The 16,472-nt window shown below is 67.7% G+C and carries 18 protein-coding genes; 2 read left to right on the top strand and 16 right to left on the bottom strand.

The window, feature by feature from the left end; translation table 11 throughout:
- Nucleotides 1-20: 20 nt before the first annotated feature.
- The 7 genes from dprA to rplS form a co-directional block, all read right to left on the bottom strand.
- Nucleotides 21-1,196 carry a DNA-processing protein DprA gene (gene dprA / locus ACOAMO_RS00170; protein WP_420175583.1) on the bottom strand — a complete coding sequence of 392 codons (1,176 nt, stop codon included), beginning with the start codon at nucleotides 1,194-1,196 and terminating at the stop codon, nucleotides 21-23.
- On the bottom strand, nucleotides 1,193-2,719 hold the full coding sequence (locus tag ACOAMO_RS00175; protein ID WP_420175584.1) for a YifB family Mg chelatase-like AAA ATPase: 1,527 nt from the start codon (nucleotides 2,717-2,719) through the stop codon (nucleotides 1,193-1,195). Before ACOAMO_RS00175 ends, dprA begins: the two co-directional genes overlap by 4 nt.
- The gene (locus ACOAMO_RS00180; protein ID WP_420175585.1) at nucleotides 2,716-3,129 is read right to left on the bottom strand and encodes a YraN family protein; all 414 of its coding nucleotides are present in this window, start codon (nucleotides 3,127-3,129) and stop codon (nucleotides 2,716-2,718) included. Before ACOAMO_RS00180 ends, ACOAMO_RS00175 begins: the two co-directional genes overlap by 4 nt.
- 113 nt (nucleotides 3,130-3,242) lie before the next feature.
- Nucleotides 3,243-3,557, bottom strand: a complete 315-nt coding sequence (locus ACOAMO_RS00185; RefSeq protein WP_343875169.1) for a DUF2469 domain-containing protein — start codon at nucleotides 3,555-3,557, stop codon at nucleotides 3,243-3,245.
- Nucleotides 3,554-4,189, bottom strand: a complete 636-nt coding sequence (locus ACOAMO_RS00190) for a ribonuclease HII (protein ID WP_420175586.1) — start codon at nucleotides 4,187-4,189, stop codon at nucleotides 3,554-3,556. The genes ACOAMO_RS00185 and ACOAMO_RS00190 overlap by 4 nt, the downstream gene beginning before the upstream one ends.
- A gap of 18 nt (nucleotides 4,190-4,207) precedes the next feature.
- On the bottom strand, nucleotides 4,208-5,011 hold the full coding sequence (gene lepB, locus ACOAMO_RS00195; protein ID WP_420175587.1) for a signal peptidase I: 804 nt from the start codon (nucleotides 5,009-5,011) through the stop codon (nucleotides 4,208-4,210).
- 184 nt (nucleotides 5,012-5,195) lie between these two features.
- Nucleotides 5,196-5,543: a 50S ribosomal protein L19 gene (rplS, locus tag ACOAMO_RS00200; protein ID WP_420175588.1), complete on the bottom strand. Its 348-nt coding sequence runs from the start codon at nucleotides 5,541-5,543 to the stop codon at nucleotides 5,196-5,198.
- Nucleotides 5,544-5,787: 244 nt separating this feature from the next.
- Between rplS and ACOAMO_RS00205 the strand changes: the two genes are divergently transcribed.
- Both ACOAMO_RS00205 and ACOAMO_RS00210 read left to right on the top strand, forming a co-directional pair.
- Entirely contained in the window at nucleotides 5,788-6,321 is a 534-nt protein-coding gene (locus tag ACOAMO_RS00205; RefSeq protein WP_420175589.1) for an RNA polymerase sigma factor, read from the top strand.
- A gap of 66 nt (nucleotides 6,322-6,387) precedes the next feature.
- The gene (locus ACOAMO_RS00210; protein ID WP_420175590.1) at nucleotides 6,388-7,299 is read left to right on the top strand and encodes a hypothetical protein; all 912 of its coding nucleotides are present in this window, start codon (nucleotides 6,388-6,390) and stop codon (nucleotides 7,297-7,299) included.
- A gap of 91 nt (nucleotides 7,300-7,390) precedes the next feature.
- Here ACOAMO_RS00210 and ACOAMO_RS00215 read toward each other — a convergent pair whose 3' ends face one another.
- From ACOAMO_RS00215 to ffh, 9 genes are all read right to left on the bottom strand, one after another.
- The gene (locus ACOAMO_RS00215; protein WP_420175591.1) at nucleotides 7,391-8,140 is read right to left on the bottom strand and encodes a succinate dehydrogenase/fumarate reductase iron-sulfur subunit; all 750 of its coding nucleotides are present in this window, start codon (nucleotides 8,138-8,140) and stop codon (nucleotides 7,391-7,393) included.
- The gene (locus ACOAMO_RS00220; RefSeq protein ID WP_420176934.1) at nucleotides 8,137-10,134 is read right to left on the bottom strand and encodes a fumarate reductase/succinate dehydrogenase flavoprotein subunit; all 1,998 of its coding nucleotides are present in this window, start codon (nucleotides 10,132-10,134) and stop codon (nucleotides 8,137-8,139) included. Before ACOAMO_RS00220 ends, ACOAMO_RS00215 begins: the two co-directional genes overlap by 4 nt.
- Nucleotides 10,135-10,190: 56 nt before the next feature.
- Nucleotides 10,191-10,853 carry a succinate dehydrogenase cytochrome b subunit gene (locus tag ACOAMO_RS00225; RefSeq protein ID WP_420175592.1) on the bottom strand — a complete coding sequence of 221 codons (663 nt, stop codon included), beginning with the start codon at nucleotides 10,851-10,853 and terminating at the stop codon, nucleotides 10,191-10,193.
- 197 nt (nucleotides 10,854-11,050) lie between these two features.
- Nucleotides 11,051-11,746 (bottom strand): tRNA (guanosine(37)-N1)-methyltransferase TrmD, encoded by a 696-nt coding sequence (gene trmD, locus ACOAMO_RS00230; protein ID WP_420175593.1) that lies wholly within the window; start codon nucleotides 11,744-11,746, stop codon nucleotides 11,051-11,053.
- Nucleotides 11,743-12,294 carry a ribosome maturation factor RimM gene (gene rimM, locus ACOAMO_RS00235; RefSeq protein ID WP_420175594.1) on the bottom strand — a complete coding sequence of 184 codons (552 nt, stop codon included), beginning with the start codon at nucleotides 12,292-12,294 and terminating at the stop codon, nucleotides 11,743-11,745. The genes trmD and rimM overlap by 4 nt, the downstream gene beginning before the upstream one ends.
- Before the next feature lie 156 nt (nucleotides 12,295-12,450).
- A complete protein-coding gene (locus ACOAMO_RS00240) occupies nucleotides 12,451-12,714 on the bottom strand; it encodes an RNA-binding protein (protein WP_420175595.1) in 264 nt (87 codons plus the stop codon).
- 2 nt (nucleotides 12,715-12,716) lie between these two features.
- Nucleotides 12,717-13,223 carry a 30S ribosomal protein S16 gene (gene rpsP / locus ACOAMO_RS00245; protein WP_420175596.1) on the bottom strand — a complete coding sequence of 169 codons (507 nt, stop codon included), beginning with the start codon at nucleotides 13,221-13,223 and terminating at the stop codon, nucleotides 12,717-12,719.
- A 171-nt stretch (nucleotides 13,224-13,394) separates the two neighbouring features.
- Nucleotides 13,395-14,582, bottom strand: a complete 1,188-nt coding sequence (locus ACOAMO_RS00250) for an amidohydrolase family protein (RefSeq protein ID WP_420175597.1) — start codon at nucleotides 14,580-14,582, stop codon at nucleotides 13,395-13,397.
- A 217-nt stretch (nucleotides 14,583-14,799) separates the two neighbouring features.
- The gene (gene ffh, locus ACOAMO_RS00255; RefSeq protein WP_420175598.1) at nucleotides 14,800-16,398 is read right to left on the bottom strand and encodes a signal recognition particle protein; all 1,599 of its coding nucleotides are present in this window, start codon (nucleotides 16,396-16,398) and stop codon (nucleotides 14,800-14,802) included.
- Nucleotides 16,399-16,472: the final 74 nt, after the last annotated feature.

A 16,472-nucleotide genomic window follows, 5' to 3' on the forward strand; every position in this document is an offset into this window, starting at 1 on the left:
TTGTCAGCCGGGCCAACTTGTCAGCCGGGGCCTGCCGAAACCCGGTGGCTGCGCGCCGGGCGCGCCAGGTGCCATTCACCCATCTCGTCGCAGCGTGCCAGTTCCAGTTGCTCCAACTGTCCCAATGATGCCAGCGCCGCGGCCAGCGGCAGGCCGGCACGCTGCGCCACCTGCCCGGTGGGGAGCCCGCCACGCCCCGGCAGTACCTCGCGCACCTGCATCAGTTCGGGCGGCACCCTGTCCAGCTCTCGGCTCTGTCCTCCCACCGGCAGCGGTGGCGCGCTGGAGAGTGGTTCCAAGAGCGCTCGAACATCGCGCGAATCACTGACCAGCGTGGCCCGCTGGTCGCGGATCAGCCGGTGCGGCGTCACGCTCAGCGACGAGTGCACCGGCCCCGGCACTGCCATCACGATCCGCCCGCACTCCCCCGCCCACGAGATGGTGTTGTTCGCCCCGGATCGGGCCGCCGCCTCGACGATGATGGCACCGTTGGTCAGCGCGGCGATCAATCGATTGCGGGCGAGGAAGGCAGTCCTGGTGGGGTGCATGCCGCAGGGCACCTCGCTCACCAGCAGGTGGTCAGCCGCCAGTTGTTCGAACAGGCGCGCATTCCCCCGTGGGTAGGGCTCGTCCAGGCCACCGGCCAGCACGGCGACGGTGCGGCCACCGGTGGTCAGCACGCCGCGATGGGCGGCGGCATCGATCCCGTAGGCGCCGCCGGAGACCACGGTCCACCCGGGCCCATCAGGAGCCGAGAGGTCCAGTGCCAGATCCGTCGCCACGGAATCCCCGTAGGCCGTGCTCGCCCTGGATCCCACGATCGCCACCGACGAGTCGGCCCATTCGGCCAGCTGGCCGGGGCCGCGCACCCACAGCCCGAACGGAGCACCACCCTGTCCCGCCACCTGGATTTCGTGGAGGACCTCCAGTTGCTGCGGCCATTCCGCATCGCCCGGGATCACGAAACGCACCTGGTGGCGTGCAGCCTGCGCGAGCATCTTGTCGACGTCCAGGGCCTGGGCACGTCGGGCCCATCGCCCCGTGGGCTCGGCGGCGCGCAAGACCTGCCAGACCGCCTGGGCACCGTCATCCGACACTCTGTGTACCAGCCCCGGCGTCGCCGCCTCACAGACGGCGGTCAAGGCCGCGCGGGCCACACGTTCCTCGTCCCAGGACGGACTCTTCGGATCATTCATGCGGCGGCGCTCCGCTCAGCCCGCCGTAGCGCCAAGGCACCGGCGATGTCCTCGCGCTCCACCCGATCATGTCCCGCCAGGTCTGCCATGGTCCAGGCAACCCGAACCACCTTGTCCGCACCCCGGGAGCTGAGCCGACCGGTCACCAGGGCGTGGTCGACCAGATCCAGACCTTGAGCGCTGGGAAGACCGCTGCGCAGGTAGGAGCCGGGCACCTCGCCGTTGGTGAGCCAAGGCGTCCCCGCCAGCCGACGCGCCTGGCGCAGCCTGGCCTCCGCGACCCTTTGCGCCACCACCGCGGTGCTCTCCCCCGGGCTCTGGCGTGCCTTGAGGTAGGCCTTGCGCACCGGCACCAACTGCTGGTGCAGGTCGATCCGGTCCAGGATGGGTCCGCTGATCCGCTCGGCATAGCGACGCACCGCCATCGGAGCACACCGGCAGGCGGCACCGGTCAGGCCGTGGTTGCCGCACGGGCATGGATTCGCGGCCATCACGAGCTGGAAGCGCGCCGGGAAGCGGGCCTGCACCTGGGCGCGGGAGATGGTCACCGATCCGGATTCCAAGGGGGTGCGCAGGGCATCCAGGGTCTTGGCGCCGAACTCGGGTGCCTCGTCCAGGAAAAGGACACCGCGATGCGCCAGCGAAATGGCGCCGGGGCGGGCCGTCCGGTTGCCGGAACCGATGATCGAGGCCAGCGAGGCACTTCGATGCGGATCGGCATAGGGAGGTCGGGTGATCAGTCCGGTGTTGAGGTCGTGCCCGGCCAGCGAGTGGATGGCGGAGACCTCGAGCGACTCCACCGACGTCAGGGGCGGGAGCAGGCCGGGCAGCCGCTCGGCCAGCATCGTCTTGCCCACCCCCGGTGGCCCGCTCAGGTAGAGGTGGTGGCGCCCGGCCGCGGCCACCTCCAGTGCGAAGCGCGCCTCGTCCTGCCCCACCACCTCGGCCAGGTCGGGCAGATGTCCGGGTGACTCCGGCGGTGTGGCCTGGGCGGTGGGCAGCACGACTGGACGCCCATGCAGGACGTCGACAAGGTCGGTCAGGCTCCGCACGCCCCAGATGGTCAGCCCCTCAACAAGGCTGGCCTCCCCCACCTGGTCGGCGGGCACGACTGCGCGCTCGAAGCCGGCTTCCCGCGCTGCCAGCAGGCCGGGCAGCACGCCTCGCACCCGTCGCACCCTGCCGTCGAGACCCAGCTCGCCCATCATCACCAGCCGTGCCGCCAGCTCCTGCGGCACGGTTCCCGCGGCAGCCAGCACCGCGGTGACGATGGCCAAGTCATAGTGTGACCCGGTCTTGGGCAGCGTGGCGGGGGTCAGGTTGATGGTCACCAGCTGGCTCGGCCATGGCAGTCCAGAACTCGCCACGGCGGCATGCCCACGGTCGCGGGCCTCGTAGAGGGAGGTGTCGGGCAGCCCCACCAGCACCGTCTTGGGCAGGCCATTGCCGATCGCCGCCTCCACCTCGATCAAGGTGGTCTCCATGCCGATCAGGGCAACCGACCAGGCAGTTGCCGCCGTCATCGGGTGATCCCCCTCACATGGGAGATCTGATGGTTGCGCCCGGGTTGGCGTTGCACCCCCACGGCATCGATACGCACCCTGCTGGCCGATTCCGGGCACCCCTCGGCTCGTTGTGCCCGCAGCCACAGGTGGGCCAGCTCGGTCAGCTTGCGCAGCTTGGCACGAGTGATCGCCTCCAGTGGGTCCCCATAGCCTGGCCCGGAGCGGTACTTGACCTCGACCATGACCAGGGCATGCCCACCACCGGGCAGCGGTTCCCGCGCGATGATGTCGATCTCACCGTCACCGCAGCGCCAGTTGCGCTCCACGATCTGCCAGCCCAGCCGACGCAGGTGCGCGTCCGCCAGGTCTTCCCCCAACCGACCCACCTGCTGGTCGTGACTGTGCGTGGGTGTGCGTCCGTCGTCCATTCCCAACCACCTCCGACCACAGTGTGTGCATCGGGGTCAGGAAGCAGGTCCTTCCTCCACAGGGAGGAGCGTCCCGCCAGGGCCTGTGGACAGTCGGGAGGCTCGACGCTCAGTCAGGCTTGGTCGTCGGGCACCTGGAGGTCGGAATGGGCGATCTCCTCGATGGAGACGTCACGGAAGGTGAGCACCTTGGCCGACTTCACGAAACGCGCCGGACGGTACATGTCCCAGACCCAGGCGTCTCCCATGCTGACCTCGTAGTAGACGTCGCCGCCCTCGGTACGGACCTTCAGGTCCACCGCATTGCACAGGTAGAAGCGACGCTCGGTCTCGACGGCGTAGGTGAAGATGCCCACCACGTCCTTGTACTCGCGGTACAGGTCGAGTTCCAGCTTGCTCTCGTACTGCTCAAGGTCTTCGGCGCTCATGGTGCGACCACCTTAGCGCGCGCAACGTTGGCATAGCTGTAGCGATGGATCGGGCTGGGGCCGTGGCTCTCGAGACGTTCCTGGTGCAGCCGGGTGGCGTACCCCTTGTGCACGTCGAAGACATAGTCGGGGAAGTCCCGCGCATAGTCGGTCATGATGCGGTCACGCACCACCTTGGCCACCACCGAGGCGGCCGCCACGCAGGCCGCCACACGGTCTCCCTTCCACACAGCCAGGCCCGGCACGCCCAGACCGTCCACCGGGAAACCGTCGGTCAGCACGTAGTGGGGCCGCAGGTCCAGCCGCAACAGGGCTCGACGCAGACCCTGGATGTCGGCCTCGTGCATTCCCAGCGCATCACACTCATCCGGCTCCACCCGAACCCAGGCCACGCTGAGCGCCTTGGCCATCACCTCGTCGTAGACGCGGTCACGGGCCCGCGCCGTCAGCACCTTGGAATCGGCCAGTCCGGTGATCCGACGCGCCGGGGTGTCTGCCAGCACCACGGCGGCAGCCACCAGCGGGCCCGCGCAGGCACCTCGGCCCGCCTCGTCGGCTCCCGCCACCGGTGACAGCCCTGCCCGCGCCAGGGCGCGTTCATAGCCGTAGATGCCCTTTCCCGGACGAATCATCCCTGCTCCGCGACGGGCTCAGCCGCCGTGGCCGTCGGAGACGACGACCCCCTGCTCCGGGGCAGGTTCGGTGGGCTCGGGCACCTGGGAGAAGGTCTCCGGGGTGCTGAAGCGCGTCCATCGGTCGACGGGGGCGGCAATGGCCACCGCAGGGCCAACCACCTTGTCGACCGGGACGAAGGCATTGGACCCCTTGGGGGTGCCGTCCTGCAGGTGGATGCGCGAATCGCCCGAGGCATTGCGGTGGTCACCCATCACAAAGACGTGGTCTCGCGGCACCACCACCTCGAAGTCCCAGTCGGAAGCCTGCACCTGGGCCCCGTCGGCACCGACGTAGAGGTAGGAGCTCTCGTCCAGCGGCTGGCCGTTGACGCTCATCCGGCCATTGGCATCACAGCACTTGACCCGGTCACCGGGCATGCCGACGACGCGCTTGACCAGGTGATTGGTGCCAGTCGCGGGCAGCACCCCGATCTTCTCCGCCACCTTGCCCAGCTGGGAGCGTTCCGCCGGGCGTTCCATGATCCAGCCGGCGGGATCCTCGAAGACCACGATGTCGCCGCGTTGGTAGTCGGACAGCTTGCTCACCACCACCCGGTCATTGATCTCCAGGGTGGTCTGCATCGAGCCGGAGGGGATGATGAACATCTGGCCGATGAAGGCACGCAGCAGGGCCGAGATCACCAGCGCGCCGATCACCACCACCAGCAGTTCGGTGAAGGCGCCACGCACCTTGCGCCCCCAGCTCGCCCCGGAGCCACCGCGTGGCGCGCTGTTGGCTGCGTCATCCTCACGGACGTTGGTTCGCGAATCGTGGCTCACTGAGGCACCTTCCGGCTCTGGACGGGCGCACTGTGCGCTCGCCGAGCACAGTCTAGGTGGCGGGGATGTCGGCTCGGCGAAGGAACACTGCGAGGGCTGAAAACAGAGCAGGGGTTGGAAACAGAGCAGGGGGCCCGACGCCTGGCGTCGGGCCCCCTGCTGGAGACTGCGGGTGGAGCTGCGCTCAGGCGCGCTTCTCCTTGATCTTGGCGGCCTTGCCGCGCAGACCACGCAGGTAGTACAGCTTGGCGCGACGCACGTCGCCACGACGCTCGACCTCGATCTTGTCGATGATCGGCGAGTGCAGCGGGAAGGTACGCTCCACACCAGTGCCGAAGCTGACCTTGCGAACGGTGAAGGCTTCCTGAACACCACCGGCATTGCGGGCGATGACGACGCCGGCAAAGACCTGGATACGCGAGCGGGTGCCCTCGACGACCTTCACGTGCACCTTGACCGAGTCACCTGCACGGAATTCGGGCAGATCGGTCCGCAGGGAGGCCTGATCGATCTCCTGGATGAGCTTGTTCATTGTTCTTCCTCGCCAGTGCCACAGGTCACCATGCTGAATGTCTTGGTCAGAAAGTCTCCGCGGCCTCGGACGGTCCCCCTGTGGCAGGAGCCGAAGCACGTAGAGCAACAGCTGGACATTCTTCCACATAGGGGCCCGGTGGAGGAAATCGTCCTGAACCGTGCAGGGGGCATGCTGGTCCTGTCGAGCGCACTGCCGCTCGTCCTGCACGGGCCAGCCGTCCGCACCGTCGGGGAGAACGCGAGTGACCGAGGAGGAGTTCGACGTCTTCTACGCCACCTCGTACCCACGTGTGGTGGTCCAGATCCATGCCCTGTGTGGCAACTGGGCCGAGGCGCAGGACTGCACCCAGGAGGCCTTCGTCCGCGCGTGGGACCGCCGCGCGCAGCTGGTCCGCAGTGACTACCCCGAGGCCTGGGTACGTACCGTGGCGCATCGCCTGGCGATCAGTCGCTGGCGCAAGGCCCGACGTGCCTTCCGACAGCCCGACCGCGCCGTCGAGCACCACCAGAGCCCCCAGCCCAACCCGGATCGCGTGCTGCTCGAACGGGCACTGTCGCAGCTGCCCGAGGAGCAACGTCGGGCCATCGTCCTCTTCCACCTGTGCGACATGGGGGTGCAGGACATCGCCACCGAACTCGACTGCCCGGTCGGCACCGTCAAGGCCCGCCTGGCCCGAGGTCGAGCCGCCCTGGCCGGCATCATCGGGGACGACGCGGAACAAGACGACCCAAATCGATTGGATCCCCATGCAACCAGGCCCCCCGCTGGTGCGTAGAGACTGTGAGCACCGTGGCACCCGGCACCGTGCACCCGACGACCACACAGGACAGGAGGCGCGGCCATGAGCACCCCGGACTCCCCGGAAGAGCTTGACCCGCGCACCGCCGCGCTCTTCGAGCGGGCACTGTCTGCGGCCGACGCCTCGCTGGAGGTTCCCAGCCCGTCCGAGATCCGTCGTCGCGGATCACGTCGGCGGGCACGACGCCAGGCAGTCGTCACGGCGGGCGGTCTGGGGACGGCGGCGGTGATCGCAGCCCTGGCCCTACCGCTGGCCACGACGGTGGACCCAGAGCACGCCCGTGTGTCGCCTGCTGCGTCGGTTCCGGCCAGCAGCGCGCCGAGCCCAGTCACCCGGGGCTCGGCGCCACCGGGCCCCAAGGGCAACCGGATCCAGACCTCCCTGGGCTGGGGCCACGTCCCCGGCCCCGAGCTGGTCCACCTGCGCAAGGCAGGCGACATGACCATCGGTGTCCAGTCCCAGTGGAACGCATCCGCCAGCAGTCCGCAGTATGCGGTCAGCGCCTGCGAGGACAACCGCTACGCCTTGGGCCAGACCTCGCTCCTGGAGCGAGGCTTCAGCGGCGGCGAGGCAACGGCCCAGGCGAGCGTCTACGAGTTCGACACCACGGCCGATGCCGAGCAGGCCGTCGACCGGCTGACCGGCTGGACTGCCGAATGCCCGGGACGAATGGGCACCAACGGATGGACCTCGATCACGGCCCAGGAGGCCCAGCCGGTGGCGCTCAATGGCCCGCTCGAGGACAGGGCCACCCAGCAGGCCTCGTTGGGCAGCATCACGGCCACCTCACCGCAGGGGCAGCGGCAAACCGAACACAACCTGGTGGTGCAGGACGGCAACCGGCTGGCCTGGATCTCCTACACGGTCATTGCCGCCGAGGGTGCCGGCACGGCCCCCGAGGCTCCAGCCGGCCTGCGGCGCGCCACTGAGGTGGCCGAACTGCTCCAGGGCTGAGCACCCACCCAGGCACCTCATCTGCCCGGGACATGCCGAAGGGGCCAGCCGGGATCTCTCCCGACCGGCCCCTTCGCTGTGTCCGTACGGCCTACTTGCCGTCGCCCTTGAACAGCGACTTGATGAGGTCGCGGTTCAGCTGGCTGATGCTCTCCAGCGGAATGCCCTTCGGGCAGACCTGAGCGCACTCACCGATGTTGGTGCAGCCGCCGAAGCCCTCCTCGTCGTGCTGCGCCACCATGCCCTTGACGCGGCTGTACCGCTCGGGCTGGCCCTGCGGCAGCATCGCCAGGTGGGTGATCTTCGCCGACGTGAACAGCATGGCCGAACCGTTCGGGCAGGCAGCGACGCAGGCGCCGCAGCCGATGCAGGTGGCGTTGTCGAATGCCTTGTCAGCCTCGCGCTTGGGCGCGGGGGTGGCGTGGGCGTCCGGAGCCGAACCGGTGTTGGCCGAGATGTAGCCGCCGGCCTGGATGATCCGGTCGAAGGCGGTGCGGTCGACGACGAGGTCCTTGATGACCGGGAAGGCCCCGGCCTTCCAGGGCTCGATGTCGATGACGGCACCGTCTGCGAAGGAGCGCATGTGCAGCTGGCAGGTGGTGGTGTGCTGGCCACCGTGGGCCACACCGTTGATCACCACGCCACACATGCCACAGATGCCCTCACGGCAGTCGTGGTCGAAGGCCACCGGCTCCTCACCCTTGTGGGTGAGCTCCTCGTTGAGGAGGTCCAGCATCTCGAGGAAGGACATGTCCTCGCTGACGCCGTCGAGCGGGTAGCTGACCATCTGGCCCTTGGCATTGGCGTTCGCCTGACGCCAGATTCGAAGCGTGACCTTCACTTGTAGCTCCTCTGCTTGAGCTCGATGGCCTTGTAGACCAGGGGTTCCTTGTGCAACACGGGCTTGTTGCCGTCACCGGCGAATTCCCAGGCCGCAACGTAGGCGTACTGGTCGTCGTGACGCAGCGCCTCGCCCTCTTCCGTCTGGCTCTCGCCACGGAAGTGGCCGCCGCAGGACTCGCGACGGTGCAGGGCGTCGATGCACATGAGCTCGCCCAGCTCCAGGAAGTCGGCCAGTCGTCCGGCGCGCTCCAGGGCCTGGTTGAAGTCCTCGTTGACACCGGTGACCTTCACGTCGGTCCAGAAGACCTTCTTCAGCTCACGGATCTTCTCGATCGCGATCTTGAGGCCCTCCTCCCGACGCTCCATGCCGCAGTACTCCCACATGATCTGGCCGAGTTCCTTGTGGATGGAGTCGACCGTGCGGGAGCCATTGATGCTCAGCAGCGTGTTGATGCGATCGGTGGCCTCCTTGACGGCCTCGACGACTGCCGGGTGGTCCAGCTCGACGTGCGCATGCTTGGAGGCATCCGCCAGGTAGTCGTTGATGGTGTTCGGCAGCACGAAGTAGCCGTCCGACAGGCCCTGCATCAGGGCCGAGGCGCCCAGACGGTTGGCGCCGTGGTCGGAGAAGTTGGCCTCACCAGTGCAGTACAGACCCTCGATCGAGGTCATCAGGTCGTAGTCGACCCACACGCCACCCATGGTGTAGTGCACGGCCGGGTAGATGCGCATCGGAGTCTCGTAGGGATTCTCCGCCGTGATCTGCTGGTACATGTCGAAGAGGTTGCCGTACTTGGCCTCGACCGCCTTCTGGCCCATGCGGTTGATCGCATCGGAGAAGTCCAGGTAGACGCCACGACGGACCATGCGCTCCTCGCCCGTGTCCGGGTCGACCTCCCGCACGGCCGGGCCGACGCCGCGGCCCTCGTCGCACATGTTCTTGGCCTGACGCGACGCGATGTCACGCGGGACCAGGTTGCCGAAGGCCGGGTAGATGCGCTCCAGGTAGTAGTCGCGATCCTCCTCGGGAATCTGGCGCGGATCCTTGTCGCAGTCCTCGGCACGCTTGGGCACCCAGATGCGGCCGTCGTTTCGCAGCGACTCCGACATCAGGGTCAGCTTGGACTGGGTCTCGCCGTGCACCGGGATGCAGGTCGGGTGGATCTGCGTGTAGCAGGGGTTGGCGAAGTAGGCACCCTTGCGGTGTGCACGCCAGCTGGCGGTCACATTGCAGCCCATGGCATTGGTCGACAGGAAGAAGACGTTGCCGTAGCCACCGGTGGCCAGAACCACCGCGTCGCCCGTCCAGGCCTCGATCTTGCCGGTGACCATGTCACGGGTCACGATGCCCTTGGCCACGCCGTCGACGGTGATCAGCTCGATCATCTCGTGACGGGTGTGCATCTTCACGGTGCCGGCGGCCACCTGGCGCTCCAGCGCCTGGTAGGCACCGATCAGCAGCTGCTGACCGGTCTGGCCACGGGCGTAGAAGGTGCGCTGCACCTGCACACCACCAAACGAACGAGTATCGAGCAGGCCGCCGTACTCGCGGGCGAAGGGAACACCCTGGGCGACGCACTGGTCGATGATGTTCGCGCTGACCTCGGCCAGTCGGTAGACATTGGTCTCGCGGGCGCGGTAGTCGCCGCCCTTGACCGTGTCGTAGAACAGGCGGTAGGTCGAGTCGTTGTCATTGCGGTAGTTCTTGGCCGCATTGATGCCACCCTGGGCGGCGATCGAGTGGGCACGACGCGGGCTGTCCTGGTAGCAGAAGTTCTCCACCTGGTAGCCGGCCTCGCCCAGCGTGGCGGCGGCAGCGCCACCGGCCAGGCCCGTTCCGACGATGATCACCTTGAGCTTGCGGCGGTTGGCCGGGTTCACCAGCTTGGCGGTGAACTTGCGCTCGCTCCAGACCTTGTCGATCGGGAGGTCCTTGGGGGCCTTCGTGTCCTCGATCTCCTCGCCGACGGTCCAGTAGTCGGCGGCATCCATCGTGCCCTGGGCACGGGCGGGAGCCGCGGTGGCTCCGTTGAACTGGGACTCGGTCATTATCCAATCACTCCACTCAGAATCATCACCGGAGGCACCAGGAAGCCGATGAAGAGCAGGGCGGCGATGATGCCGGACAGGCTCTTGAGCAGCTTGCGGGAGCCGGCGCTCACATTGGCGCCCAGCGTGATGAAGGCGCTGGCGCAGCCATGGTAGATGTGCAGGCACACCGCGACCATGAAGATCACGTAGGCGAGCACGACCCACCACACGCCGAAGCCGGCGAGCACGCGGTCATAGGGCGTCAGGTCGGTGACGCCGGGGGCGTAGCCGGGACGCAGCACCTGGGCGGTGTAGTGCAGCAGGTGCATGATCAGGCCCAGCAGCAGGATGACGCCGCTCCAGATCATGGTGCGCGCCGCGAAGGAGCTCTCCATGGTCTTCTTGTTTGCATAGCGCGCACCGCCCACATTGCGGCTCTTGCGCCCGGTCAGCTTGGCAGCCGACCACATGTGCAGTGCGATGCACACCAGCAGGAAGACTCGGAAGGCCCACAGGAACCACATCGGGGGCACGATCGGGTAGAGGAAGCGGCGCAGGTAGTGGGAGTACTCATTGAACTCCGCGCCGTTGTCGGGAAGCAGCAACTTGGTGTTGCCGAACATGTGCATGAGCAGGAAGCCGATCAGACACAGGCCAGTGACGGCCATGATGGCCTTCATTGCCACTGTGGACCGGGCTGCTCTCTGATGGTTGGTAAGAGTTGTCGCCACAGGCTCACCCTAGACAATTCCGCGAGCCAGTGGGAACCACGGGGCCGGTGACTGGACCAAAAACCTCGAATTGTTATGAATTGCACGCTGACTTGGGCAAGTACCGCTCACAGCCCTCTATTTAGGGCACGATTTCCGCACGTAATTCAGGGCATCAGGTCGGGGCGTCGGGCGCGGGTCAACTGCACTGCCTGCTCCCGTCGCCAGGCCGCGATACGGGCGTGGTGACCGCTGAACAACACCTCCGGCACGTCCAACCCGCGCCAGACCGGGGGCTTGGTGTAGACGGGGTACTCCAGCAGGTGGTCCTGCCCATCGGAATGGGATTCCTCGGTCAGCGACTCCGGATTGCCGATCACGCCCGGCACCAGACGCACGATCGCCTCGATGAAGGCCAGCGTCGCCACCTCTCCCCCGTTGAGGACGTAGTCGCCCAGGCTGAGCTCGCGCACTTCCATCCGGGTGGCGGCGTGCTCCATGACGCGACGGTCGATCCCCTCGTAGCGCCCACAGGCGAACAGCAAGTGCTGCTGCTCGCTCAGCTCATAGGCGATCGGCTGGCTGAAGGGCACTCCCGACGGGGTCGGGACCACCAGGACCGGCGGCTCGTCGAGCCCCTCGAGCAGGGCGTCGAAGCACTCGCCCCACGGTTCTGGCTTCATCACCATGCCGGCTCCGCCACCGTAGGGCGTGTCGTCGACGGTGTTGTGTCGGTCGTGGGTCCACTGGCGCAGGTCGTGCACGTCCACCTGCAGCAGGCCCTTGGCGATCGCCTTGCCCACCAGGGAGAGCTGCAGCGGGGCGAAGTAGTCGGGAAAGATCGAGACGATGTCGATTTTCATGCCGGTTGACCGCCGTCCGCCACCACGGCCTGGTCCTCGTCGAGCAGGCCGGGGACGTCGGCCAGCTGCACGGTTCCAGCCGTCAGGTCGACCGCAGGGACCAGCTCGGTCACGAAGGGCACCAGACGGTCGCCCTGCGCCGTGCGGATCGCCAACAGGTCCTGCACGGGCAGGTGGACCACCTCCACCACGGGGCCGGCCTCACTGCCGTCGGCACGCAGCGCCGTCAGCCCCACGAGCTGACGGTCGTAGTACTCGTCGTCCTCCTCCGGGAGCTCCAGCGGGTCGACGTCGACGACCAGCACCTGTCCCCTGGCCTGTTCCACCGCCGTGCGATCGGCCAGCTCCGCGAAGTGCACCAGCATCCGCCCCGAGTGCCAGCGGGCCGTCTCGACGGTGAGTTGCTTGCGCGTCCCCTCGACCCGCAGCACGGCGCCGGGTGCGAAGCGGCGCTCGGGTTCGTCGGTGCGCAGCTCGATCGCCACGTCGCCCTTGATGCCGTGGGCACGCCCAATGGTGCCGACCACCACCTCGACCGGTGCTGTCATCTGTGTGGATCCCTCCAGATTGCTGCAGGTGCGGCCACACTGGCCCACCCGTCCATGTCTTTGCCTGCCTCCGCCGCCCCGGGAGCGCGTCGGAGGCAGATGCAGGACGCCCCGCACCCCTTGCGGGGATACGGGGCGTCGAATGCTGCCGTTCGCTCAGCGGCGGAAGCCGCGCGAACCCGAGCGGCGATCGACGTCGACGAAGTCGACGCGCACCTGCTCGCAGCCCGCAAGGGCACCCACCACCGTGCGCAGGGCTGAGGCGGTACGGCCCTGACGGCCGATCACCTTGCCGATGTCCTCGGGATTGACCCTGACCTCCAGCATCCGGCCGCGACGCAGATCCTTGTCCTTGACGACCACGTCGTCGGGATTCGTGACGATGCCGCGCACCAGGTGCTCCAGGGCGTCCGCGAGCACGATCAGGCCTCTTCGGCGGGAGCCTCGGCCGGGGTCTCCTCAGCCTGGGCCTCCGCTGCGGGAGCCTCCTCGGCCTTGGCCTCGTCGGCGGTGGCCTCGGTGGACTCCTCGGCCTGGGCCTCGTCGTCCTTCGACTTCTTCTTGCTGATGGCGTCGTTCTTCGGGGCGTCGTCGGCCTCGGCCAGCGCCGCATTGAAGCGGGCCAGCTTGTCGGCCTTCTCCGGCTGCGGGTCGATGCCCGAGGGGCTGGTGTCGCCCGAGAACTTCTGCCAGTCACCGGTGCGCTTCAGAATGGCGACGACGGCCTCGGTGGGCTGGGCGCCGACACTCAGCCAGTACTGGGCGCGCTCCGAGTTGACCTGGATGACCGAAGGATCATTCTTCGGGTGGTACAGGCCGATCTCCTCGATGGCACGACCATTGCGCTTGGCGCGCGAGTCCATCACGACGATGCGGTAGTGAGGCGAGCGAATCTTGCCGAGACGCTTCAGACGAATCTTGGTTGCCACGTGTGTGGTTCTCCTGTTGGGAATGGCCACGGGACTGCCCCGGTGCCAGGCGGGTGACCCGTGCGATCGCGTGTGGGGCACGCGTCTCGGGGTCGGATGAATCAAGCGTCGCCAGAGTTAGAGGGCGCCGACGACACAGATGCTCTACCCATTCTGCCAGATTCGTCGACGTCAGGAAACCTGGCGGACGATGCGGCCTCTCAGCACCACCAGACGTGGATGGCGTGCGATCCCCAGGTTCGCGCGGGGGTCCTCGTCGAAGACCACCAGGTCTGCCCGGGCCCCCTCCTCCAGACAGGGGCGTCCAAGCCAGTCGCGAGCCCGCCAGGATGCGGCCCCCAGGGCGAACTCGGGGCCCCCGATCTGCCCGAGCAGTTCGATCTCCTGCCCCAGGATTCCGTGGGGCATCACGCCACCGGCATCGGTACCGGCGAAGATCGGCACCCCGGCCTCGTGGGCCTTGCGGAATCGCTCGATCCGGGTGGCGTAGAGCTCCCGCATGTGGGCCGCGTAGACGGGGAACTTGGGCTCGCCCGAAGCAGCGATGTCGGGGAAGTTCTCCAGGTTGACCAGGGTGGGCACCAACGAGACCTGGCGCTCGGCCATCTGCTCAATGACCTCGTCGCTCATGCCGGTGCCGTGCTCGATCCCGTCGATGCCCGCCTCCACCAGCTCGGCCACCGACTCCTCACCGAAGCAGTGCGCGGTGACGCGCGCGCCCACCTCGTGCGCCTTCTCGATCGCCTCGCGCGCCACCTCGATCGGCCACAGCGGCGCAAGGTCTCCCTTGTCGCGGTCGATCCAGTCACCCACCAGCTTGACCCAGCCGTCACCGGCCGCAGCCTGTTTCTCGACGGTGCCCACCAGATCGTCGGGCTCCACCTCGTCGGCGAAGTTGCGGATGTAGCGCTTGGGGCGCGCGATGTGGCGCCCGGCCCGGATGACCTCGGGCAGGTCTTCTCGTTCGTCCATCCAGTGGGTGTCCGAGGGGCTGCCCGCATCGCGCACCAACAGGGTGCCGGCATCGCGATCGGCGATGGCCTGCTGCTCGGCCTCCTCGGGCCCGACGGCCCCCTGCTGGTCGAGCCCGATGTGGCAGTGGGCATCCACCAGCCCCGGCATGATCCAGCAGTCCGTCGCGACCGTGATGGCATCCTCGATGCGTTCGAAGGTGACCGCGCCGTCGTGGACCCACAGGTCGGTCTTCTCCCCCGAAGGCAACAGCGTTCCGCTCAGGTGCAGGCGCACCTGCGGACCGTCGGGGACGACCTGCTCCCCGATGTGGGTGTGCGTGTGCCCGTCATGGGTGTGAGTGTGCACCGGGCTTGGCATCGTCGCGTGCTCGTGGTGTGCGCTCATGCCCCCACTATGGTGCACCGGCGAGCGCTGGTGAAGACCCGAGCCGGGCATCGGGCGGCGAGCGCGTCAAACCGGAACCCCTCGACAGGCTCGGGGAGCGGGAAGAGCAAAGCTCGGGGGCCGCCATGAGATTTCCTGTCACGAGCGCAGGTGCGAGCCTGCGAGCACCGGGACGCGCGAGTGCGCGGGGGTCCAAGGGGGTCGCCCCCCTTGCTGGTCACTGCTGCTTGAACATCTTCTGCATCTCGGGCGGGAGCTGGAAGTTCTGCATCGCAGCCGCCATGTCGGCCTCGGAGGGCTGGGCACCGGCACCGACGCCGAAGGCGGCGCCGGCGTCGACGATGTCACTGGCGCTCGGCTTGCCCTGGGCGGCCGCGGCGCGCTTGGCGGGGTTGCCGGAGACCTTCTGGCCTCGCTTCTTCTTCTTGGCCTGGCTCTTGGACTGCTTGCGTGCACCGGCGCCACCGGGCATGCCTGGCATACCCGGCATACCGCCCTTGCCGCCCATCATCCCGGCCATCGACTGCATCATCTTGCGGGCCTCGACGAAGCGGTTCACCAGGTTGTTGACGTCGCTGACCTCGACGCCGGCGCCCTTGGCGATGCGCGCTCGGCGCGAACCGTTGAGGATGGCGACGTCGTCGCGCTCGGCGGGGGTCATCGAGTAGATGATCGCCTCGATGCGGTCGATCTCCTTCTCGTCGATGTTGGCGATCTGGTCCTTCATCTGGCCCATACCGGGCAACATCCCGAAGATCTTGCTCATCGGGCCCATCTTGCGCAGCTGCTGCATCTGCGAGAGGAAGTCGCCCAGCCCGAACTCATTGCCCTTGCCGGCCATGAGCTTCTCGGCGGCCTTGCGGCTCTGCTCCTGGTCGAAGTGCTTCTCGGCCTGCTCGATCAGGGTGAGCATGTCACCCATGTCGAGGATGCGGCTGGCCATCCGGTCGGGGTGGAAGACGTCGAAGTCCTTCAGACCCTCACCATTGGAGGCGAACATGATCGGCTTGCCGATCACCCGGGCGATGGACAGGGCCGCGCCACCGCGGGCGTCACCGTCGAGCTTGGTGAGCACGACGCCGTCGAAGCCGACGCCCTCCTCGAAGGCCAGCGCGGTGTTGACGGCGTCCTGGCCGATCATGGCGTCGACGACGAAGAGCGTCTCGTCAGGGGTGACCGCGGCCTTGATGTCGGCAGCCTGCTGCATCAGGGTCTCGTCGATGCCCAGACGACCGGCGGTGTCGACGATGACCACGTCGTAGAGCTTGCGCTGGGCCTCCAGGATGGAGGCGCGGGCCACCGCGATCGGGTCACCGATGCCATTGCCGGGCTCGGGGGCGAAGACGTGGGCGCCGGCGCGCTGGCCGACGATCTGCAGCTGGTTGACGGCATTGGGGCGCTGCAGGTCGGCTGCGACCAGCAGCGGCGAGTGGCCCTCGCTCTTGAGCCACATCGCCAGCTTGCCGGCCAGGGTGGTCTTGCCCGCGCCCTGCAGGCCGGCCAGCATGATGACCGTCGGCGGGTTCTTGGCGAAGCGGATCGTGCGCGCCTCGCCACCGAGGATGCTGACCAGCTCCTCGTTGACGATCTTGATGATCTGCTGCGTGGGGTTGAGCGCCGCGGAGACCTCTTCGCTGCGGCAGCGCTCCTTGACATTGGCGACGAAGTCCTTGACCACGCTCAGGTTGACGTCGGCCTCGAGCAGTGCAATGCGGATCTCGCGCGCGGTCGCGTCGATGTCGGCCTCGGTCAGCCGGCCCTTGCCCCGCAGTCCCTTGAAGGTTGCTGCAAGACGATCGGAGAGAGTGTCGAACACGGGTTGGTCCTTCGCGTCATCGTGGTGTCGCGCCCCAGGCGCGACCGTCAGGGGTCAAGGATACGGGCTGGTGC

This window comes from Luteococcus struthionis (genome assembly GCF_048595755.1).
Lineage (GTDB): Bacteria > Actinomycetota > Actinomycetes > Propionibacteriales > Propionibacteriaceae > Luteococcus.